The following is a 6,836-nucleotide window of genomic DNA, read 5'->3' as shown; positions in this document are numbered from 1 at the left end:
CAAAAAACTTATAAGCAGAGGCAAACCGCATAAAGTCGCTATAGGAGCCGTTGCTCGAAAACTTACTCACATTATTTACGCTGTATTACGCGATCATAAACCTTATACACCACATTTGCCAACTTCTCTAAAAACAACCTAATATTATTTTAAAAAATTGGTTTTACCAAGCTTATTTGATATGCACTTTTTTATAAGTTTTCCCTATCCCTTCCCGTTTTTGTTGGTTTCTGCAAAGCAGAAACGAATAAAAGCGGGAAGGCCAGCAAGCGGAAGCGCGCAAGGAGCTAGAGAAAAAAATCATAAAAAGTATATTTATCCAGTTGACTTTTTATAGCTGGTCTATTAGTATCCTATTAGTCTTCGGAGAATTCTACGCCGGCCATTTTTTTGTACACGTCAACGACTTCTGCGGCAAGGTCGCGGAAGGTGATGGCATTCATCAGGTGGTCTTGTCCGTGGACCATTAATAGAGACACTGCTACTGGGTCTCCGGAAGCTTCTTTTGTCAGCATGCCGGTTTGTGATTTGTGTGCTTCTCCTAAAGCGGCATCTGCGTCTTTCAATTTTTGGTCAGCTTCGTCGAATTGACCTTTTTTAGCTGCACGGATAGCCTCCATTGCGTCACTTTTAGCATTTCCGCCATTGATGATCAGACCCATGATCGTTTCCAAGTTTTGTTGCTCTTCTCCCACTACTGAACTTCCTCTCTGTTTCGTTATTCTCGCTAAAGTATGGGTCTATTTCATCAAAGAAATAGCTGTATCCAATACTTTTTCACCGTTCATCATACCGTAGTCTTGCATATTGATAACGTCAACAGCGATGCCTTTGTCCGCTACTTTCTTTTCAAATTGGGATTTCATGAAGCGAACTTGAGGTCCTAATAATAGAACGTCTACGTCTTTGCTTGCTAAGCTTGAATCTGCATCAGAAGCGGATACTGCAAAGATATCTGCGTCTACACCTTTTGCTTCTGCTGATTTTTGCATTTTGCTAACCAATAAACTTGTACTCATTCCTGCTGCACATACTAACATAATTGTTTTTTCTGCCATGATTGATTCACTCCAAATCTTTATTTTTACTCACACTTTATATATAGCAAATTGCGTGCCAACTTTTCATTTGGCTTGTCCTTATGACTAAAGGGTTTTCAATCTTCCGTAAAACTTACACACTGTAATCGTTCTCTTACACAAATCAATTCAGTGTGTAGTCTTTCTTCTTTTGGTACAAATAAAACTGCTAAATGTAAGCTTTTATTCATTTTCGATCAGCATGGAAACAATATACGCCAGCTCGTCATCTGGGAAAGTGATACCGTAAATTCTCTCTAGCGGGATGAAGGCTGTTTTTGCCATATCCATGAAAATCCGCTGGTGCTTGATGAATTGGTCCAAATTTGGGAAATGCCGCACGATCCCTTTCGTTTTCAATGACTCGACGAGGAAAGCGATGTGCATAATGACACCTGTGCGGATGCCCGTGTCGATATTTAACTGCATTTCGCTGATCAGTTGATTCAAAAGTTCATTGATCGTAACGAGCAGTTCATTGACCGGACCTACATGTTTCAGTGTGTCTTCCAGTGACGTTGTCATTTGAGCAATTGGGATCGTGGTTTCTAATTTTTGTTTTAACTCGGCTACTTTACTGCCGTTGAAGATGTCCATCGCAGAATAAAATGGCACATGGGAATACTCAAAATCAACCGTCCCGATGATCGCTTTAATATCGTAATCTTGCATCAACTGATCGATGTGTTGGCGGAACGTTTCTCGCTGTAGGAATTGCATCGGGATCACAGCGGTTTGGTCTGTATCGATCAGATCGTTCACTTTGTCTTCCAGCTTCTTAGCCACACCTTCTCCCGTAAAGCAAGTCACTACGATTGCCGGCGTTTTTTCTTTTTTCACTGTTAACGTCTGTTGGATACCATTTGCCAAAGTGCGCTGACAATTCTGGTAAATATCTTCTAGCGGCCGTCCCATGCTGGCAAGGCGCACAGCTTCTAAAACGACTGGCGTACTGGTCATCGCTAAGGATTTGATCGGCAATTCCAATTCTTCCATCAGCATATTGCCGAATGCATTCAACGATCCCATATCGGTCAAAAGTACAAAGCCGTTCGGGAAATTGTCTTTTTGTTCTTTGATCAAATCACGAACAGTCGCATACATTTCCTTGACTTTGGTCGTCAGCGGCATATCCAGCGCCAGCCCTGTGTCTGTATCTAATAATTCTTTGACGGTCTGCATCATACTGGTTGCTGTTGATTGACCATGCATCATCGCCAGAACCCCTACTTTTTCTTGCATCGTTTTGGCGGTTTGTTTGACATCGATCGTTAGAAACATCGTGATAAAGCCGATTTCATCCAAAGGAATATCGACAGCATATGTGTCTTCGATCATCGAGGATAAGGCGATCGCTACTTGGAACTCTTTTGAATACTGTTTGCGAACACTATTGAGATCCGGGTGCACCACTTGACGTCCTTCTTTCAAACGGTCGATCGTACTTTGCAAATGTAAGGCAAATGCAAATCGTGTACTAGAATTAAAGGTGCGGTTCAATTGTTCTTGAGCTGTTTCATATAACCGGTCTGTCAGATCCAAGATATCTTGCGGGATCAACTCTTTGTGCACTTCCGTATTGGCCAGCTGCTCGACATAGTCACTAAAATAGTGCGAGAGCCCGCTTTGGACAAATTCTTCCAAGTTGATTTTTTCAGAGACACCAGACCTCAGCAGCTCATCGACACGTTCTTCAATGACATTGTACACACTCATATCGGAGCCTGAACCCAAGTAATAGCGCGAACCATCTGCACCTGGCGTGAAAATAAAGGTCTTTTGCTGCGGACTGACGAGGCGCTGAACACGTTCTGGCGCTTCTTTCAACAGCAATAGCCCTTTTTGCACTTGCAAAGGCAGATCTTTTTGCGTCAGCGTCAAATGATCTTCATCATTGGTACGGTAATGTAAAAAGGCTTTGGCGCAAACCAATTTCAAGTCCCTCTCCACTTGCCCAAAGTTGCCTTCCGGATGATACAGCATAAACGCTAATATGACTTCCCGTTCCGCATAAATTTCCTGGTTCAGTCGCTGCGCCTCTTGTTGTAAAAAAGTGGCGACCAATTGATAGCGTTCGTCAATGGTTCGTTCCGATAAAGGCGGCAGCGTGATCGTCATCGGGATCCGTCGATTGAATGTGTTCAACAAAGCGTCTGAACTTTCTGTCGTAGCGCCAATGATCTGCACGCTGGCATGATGTTCTTTATCGCTTTCGCCTAAAGGTTGGTAAACCCCTTTATCGATAAAGGTAAACAACATTTCTTGACCTTCAGGCGGCAGCCGATGGATCTCATCAAGAAATAAGATGCCGCCGTCTGCTTTCCGCATCAAACCTGGTTGATCTTCAGTAGCACCTGTATAAGAACCCTTTTTCACACCAAAAATATGTCCAAACAGCAGCTGCGGATTTTGTGCATAATCGGCACTGTTAAAAGAAATAAACGGCGCATCGGGCGGCAAAGCACCTGATTCAACGGCAAATTCATACATACGTTTCGCAAAAAGCGATTTCCCCGTCCCTGTTTCTCCCAGAATCAGCGTATGCAATCCTCTAGGCGGATATAAAATAGCCGCTTTGGCTTGCTGGATCATGACTTTTAACGACAAGTCATAGCCAATGATTTTTGAAAAAGCTTGACTCTCTTTTTCTTTTTCAGCTATTTTTTCTTGTTTGTACCAATAGAGAACAGGTCGTCCTGTTGATTTTTCAATGTGTTTTTCTTTGGCGAGTTCATTTAAATGTCGACTAATATTTGCTCGATCTTGTTCCATGCTTTCTGCAACTTCTTTTGCTGAAAACTGAACATTAGGCTGCTGCTGTAAAAAATCAAACACCAGCTCTTTCCGGTTTTTCATGTTTTCACCCCAGCTTATGTTGTTCTTCTTTACCTCTTACAGATCTCAAGATTTTTTCTTACGTGCCCCTTTGTTTTTTTGATTTTTTCGGCGATTTTTCTTCTTTTTCTTTTCGGATTGCTCCACTGGTTTAACACGGATGGTTTCTTTTTGCTTTGGCTTGCTGACTGTTTTTGTTTTCATTTCCTTTTCAACAGCCGGTTTTTCTGAAACCAACTCGCCTTGATAAACCTGTCGTTTTTGCAAATCTATATTGAGTGGGCTGATCAACTGTTTGAAATTCCGCAAATCGCGTTCATTTACTAAGGTCAACACAGTTCCTTTACGCTTCATTCTGCCCGTTCGACCTGAACGATGCACATAACTTTCCTTCGAGATCGGCAAATCATATTGAACGACATAGTCAAGGTCTTGAATATCGAGTCCTCTAGCAGCAAGATCTGTCGTCAACAGTAAGGAAAGCTTGCCGGAACGAAAAGCTTGCAAGTTCTTTTTACGCGCCGTTTTATTTTCTTCACTGTGAAGAACTTCTGCCGATACGCCATCATACTGTAATTTCTCTAGTGTTGTCATCAAGCTTCCGACATCGTTAAAGAATACCAATGCGCGAAAACCGTCCATATTGGTCAGCTGTTTTAAAACTTGGTTGCGTTTGCGGACTGGCATCTCGATATAAGCATGACTCAGCTCACCTTTTGAATCATCCGTTTCCGTCACATCCACCCATTCAGGATCGGCGTTGAACCATCTTTGCAAATGGGCCACGACTTCATTGCTCGTTGCGGAGAAGAAGCCCATCTGCCGTTCGCTCGGCATTTTTTTTACTACTTCTCTGACTGTATGCAACTGATCTTGGCTCAATAGCTGATCGGCTTCGTCCAAAATTGCGATCCGAACTTGATGCAGTTTCAGTTTGCGTTGTTCTGCCAATTCCAATATCCGTCCCGGTGTTCCAACAATGACTTCCGGCTTGGCTTTCAATTTTTCGATTTGGCGTTTGATATTGGCATTGCCGATCAACGTTAAAGTTGTAAGCTGGATCTCATTTGCCCACTCTTTCACCACTTCTCCTACTTGTACAGCCAGTTCTTGTGAAGGTTCTAGGATCACAAGTTGCACCCCATCACTTGGCGCTACTTTTTGCAAAGCCGGCAAAGCATAAGCCAACGTTTTTCCCGTTCCAGTCGGCGAGATCCCGACCATATCTTTTCCTTCTTCCAAATAAGTAAAAGCTTCCTTTTGTATCATGGTTGGTTCTTGGAAACCAACTTCTTCCCAATGCTTTTGAAAAGCAGGTACGATTTTTTCCATCTTTTTGCTCCTTTATTTTGGCAAAAGAATAGGCCTTGGAGCGATTCTTCCAAGCACCTATTCCGTCTCTATTGTCTGTCTTTATGTTGGCTCAGTCTTTTCAGTTTGTACAACTTTCACTCAAGCATTTGCTCAAACTAAACAACTGATTGTTCGTTTAGTCTGCTTTGTGGTCAGCGGCAAATGTGATCCCTGCATCTTGGCGCAAGTTGTATAGGACTTGGTTGACTTGACGGCTAAGTTCAGTCCATTCAGCATAAGCTTTTTGACTTTCTTCAGCTTTTGGCGCAGCTAGCACTTTTGCAAATGCCCGTGCTTCATCGATCATCGGCATTTTTGCAACAGGTTCAGCCACATGATCCGTCAAACTCGTTTCATTATCCACGATATCAACAGACGAGATGCTGCTGATGCCATCTAAAATAATCGTTTTGTTCAAGCCGTAGATCTCACTTGGCAAATAAGAATTGGCGATCTTGCCGGTTTGCATCGTGACGTCAAAATTAGGGTAACGCAATATGATCGTTCCTTTGCCGTCAACACCCGTCGCAACTTTTTTAGCATAGTAGTGACAAGATTCTGGCATACCGAACCAACCAAGCGCTGCATAAACAAGGTACACACCTAAGTCTGCCAACGCGCCGCCTGAAAACTTCAGTGAGAAAATATTCGGTTCTTCGCCGATCAATACTTTGTCATAACGAGAAGAATACTTCATATAAGTCAAGTTCGCGCCTTCCAGCCCTTTCATCTTTTTGACTTCATCTTTAACGATTTGAAAGTTTTCTTCATGGATGTGACGAGCAGCTTCAAATAGGAAAACATCATTTTCTTCAGCAACTTTGCGAGCGGCTTGCCATTCATCTGGATTAGAGAACATTGGCTTTTCAACGATCACATGTTTACCCGCTTTCATCAATTGGACAGCTTGCTCAAAGTGCAAACTGTTAGGCGAAGCTACATAAACGACATCAATTTCTGGATGTTGCGCAAAATCTTCCATCTCTGTTTCATAAACAGTAGCGCCATAAGGTTCGCCAAACTTTTTAGCTTTCTCTGTTGTTCTTGAATAAACCCCTGTTAATGTGTAACTTCCTGACGCGATCGCTGCATCTACAAAATCATTTGTGATCCAATTTGTCCCAATAATTCCTAAACGTAATGTCATCCCTTTTTCCTCCGTTACTTGTTTTTATCATTGTTCAACTATTTAAAGTGCTTTCAGAAATGCTTGCTGCTTCTGAAAAGCTGATAAACTCTTTCTGCGCTGTCAACTCAAACGCGCTTTGTCTTTAAGTTTGCTATAAATGCTTCTTTATCACACACTCAAGCACCTTTTGGTCTCTGAGTTTGCTATAAATGCTGCTTTATCACACACTCAAGCACCTTTTTGTCTCCGAGTTTGCTATAAATGCTGCTTTATGACATACTCAAGCACCTTTTTGTCTCCGAGTTTGCTATAAATGCTGCTTTATGACATACTCAAGCACCTTTTGGCCTCCGAGTTTGCTATAAATTCTGCTTTATCACACACTCAAACACATTTCTGTCTCCGAGCTTGCTATAAATACTGCTTTATCACACACTCAA

Annotated in this window: 5 protein-coding genes; all 5 read right to left on the bottom strand. The window is 42.3% G+C overall.

The annotated features are described in order from the left end of the window. Nucleotides 1–356: 356 nt before the first annotated feature. Entirely contained in the window at nt 357–695 is a 339-nt protein-coding gene (locus BM057_RS10955) for a PTS lactose/cellobiose transporter subunit IIA (RefSeq protein WP_092093751.1), read from the bottom strand. Between the two features lie 45 nt (nt 696–740). Continuing rightward, nucleotides 741–1,058, bottom strand: a complete 318-nt coding sequence (locus tag BM057_RS10950) for a PTS sugar transporter subunit IIB (protein WP_047392495.1) — start codon at nt 1,056–1,058, stop codon at nt 741–743. Nucleotides 1,059–1,262: 204 nt separating this feature from the next. Then, nucleotides 1,263–3,935, bottom strand: coding sequence for a sigma-54-dependent transcriptional regulator (locus tag BM057_RS10945; protein ID WP_092093748.1), 2,673 nt, complete (start codon nt 3,933–3,935; stop codon nt 1,263–1,265). A gap of 45 nt (nt 3,936–3,980) precedes the next feature. Continuing rightward, on the bottom strand, nt 3,981–5,246 hold the full coding sequence (locus BM057_RS10940) for a DEAD/DEAH box helicase (protein WP_092093746.1): 1,266 nt from the start codon (nt 5,244–5,246) through the stop codon (nt 3,981–3,983). A 157-nt stretch (nt 5,247–5,403) separates the two neighbouring features. After that, nucleotides 5,404–6,414 (bottom strand): Gfo/Idh/MocA family protein, encoded by a 1,011-nt coding sequence (locus BM057_RS10935; RefSeq protein ID WP_047392500.1) that lies wholly within the window; start codon nt 6,412–6,414, stop codon nt 5,404–5,406. Nucleotides 6,415–6,836: the final 422 nt, after the last annotated feature.

Origin of the sequence: Pisciglobus halotolerans, assembly GCF_900113675.1 — a bacterium.
Taxonomy (GTDB): Bacteria; Bacillota; Bacilli; order Lactobacillales; family Carnobacteriaceae; genus Pisciglobus; species Pisciglobus halotolerans.
The sequence above is the reverse complement of the archived record's forward strand: the minus strand, read 5'-3'. Positions and strand labels throughout refer to the sequence as shown.

Coding starts and splice junctions, on each gene's coding strand:
- BM057_RS10940 (WP_092093746.1), bottom strand. CDS start 5,246: ATGGAAAAAATCGTACCTGCTTTTCAAAAGCATTGGGAAGAAGTTGGT.
- BM057_RS10950 (WP_047392495.1), bottom strand. CDS start 1,058: ATGGCAGAAAAAACAATTATGTTAGTATGTGCAGCAGGAATGAGTACA.
- BM057_RS10935 (WP_047392500.1), bottom strand. CDS start 6,414: ATGACATTACGTTTAGGAATTATTGGGACAAATTGGATCACAAATGAT.
- BM057_RS10945 (WP_092093748.1), bottom strand. CDS start 3,935: ATGAAAAACCGGAAAGAGCTGGTGTTTGATTTTTTACAGCAGCAGCCT.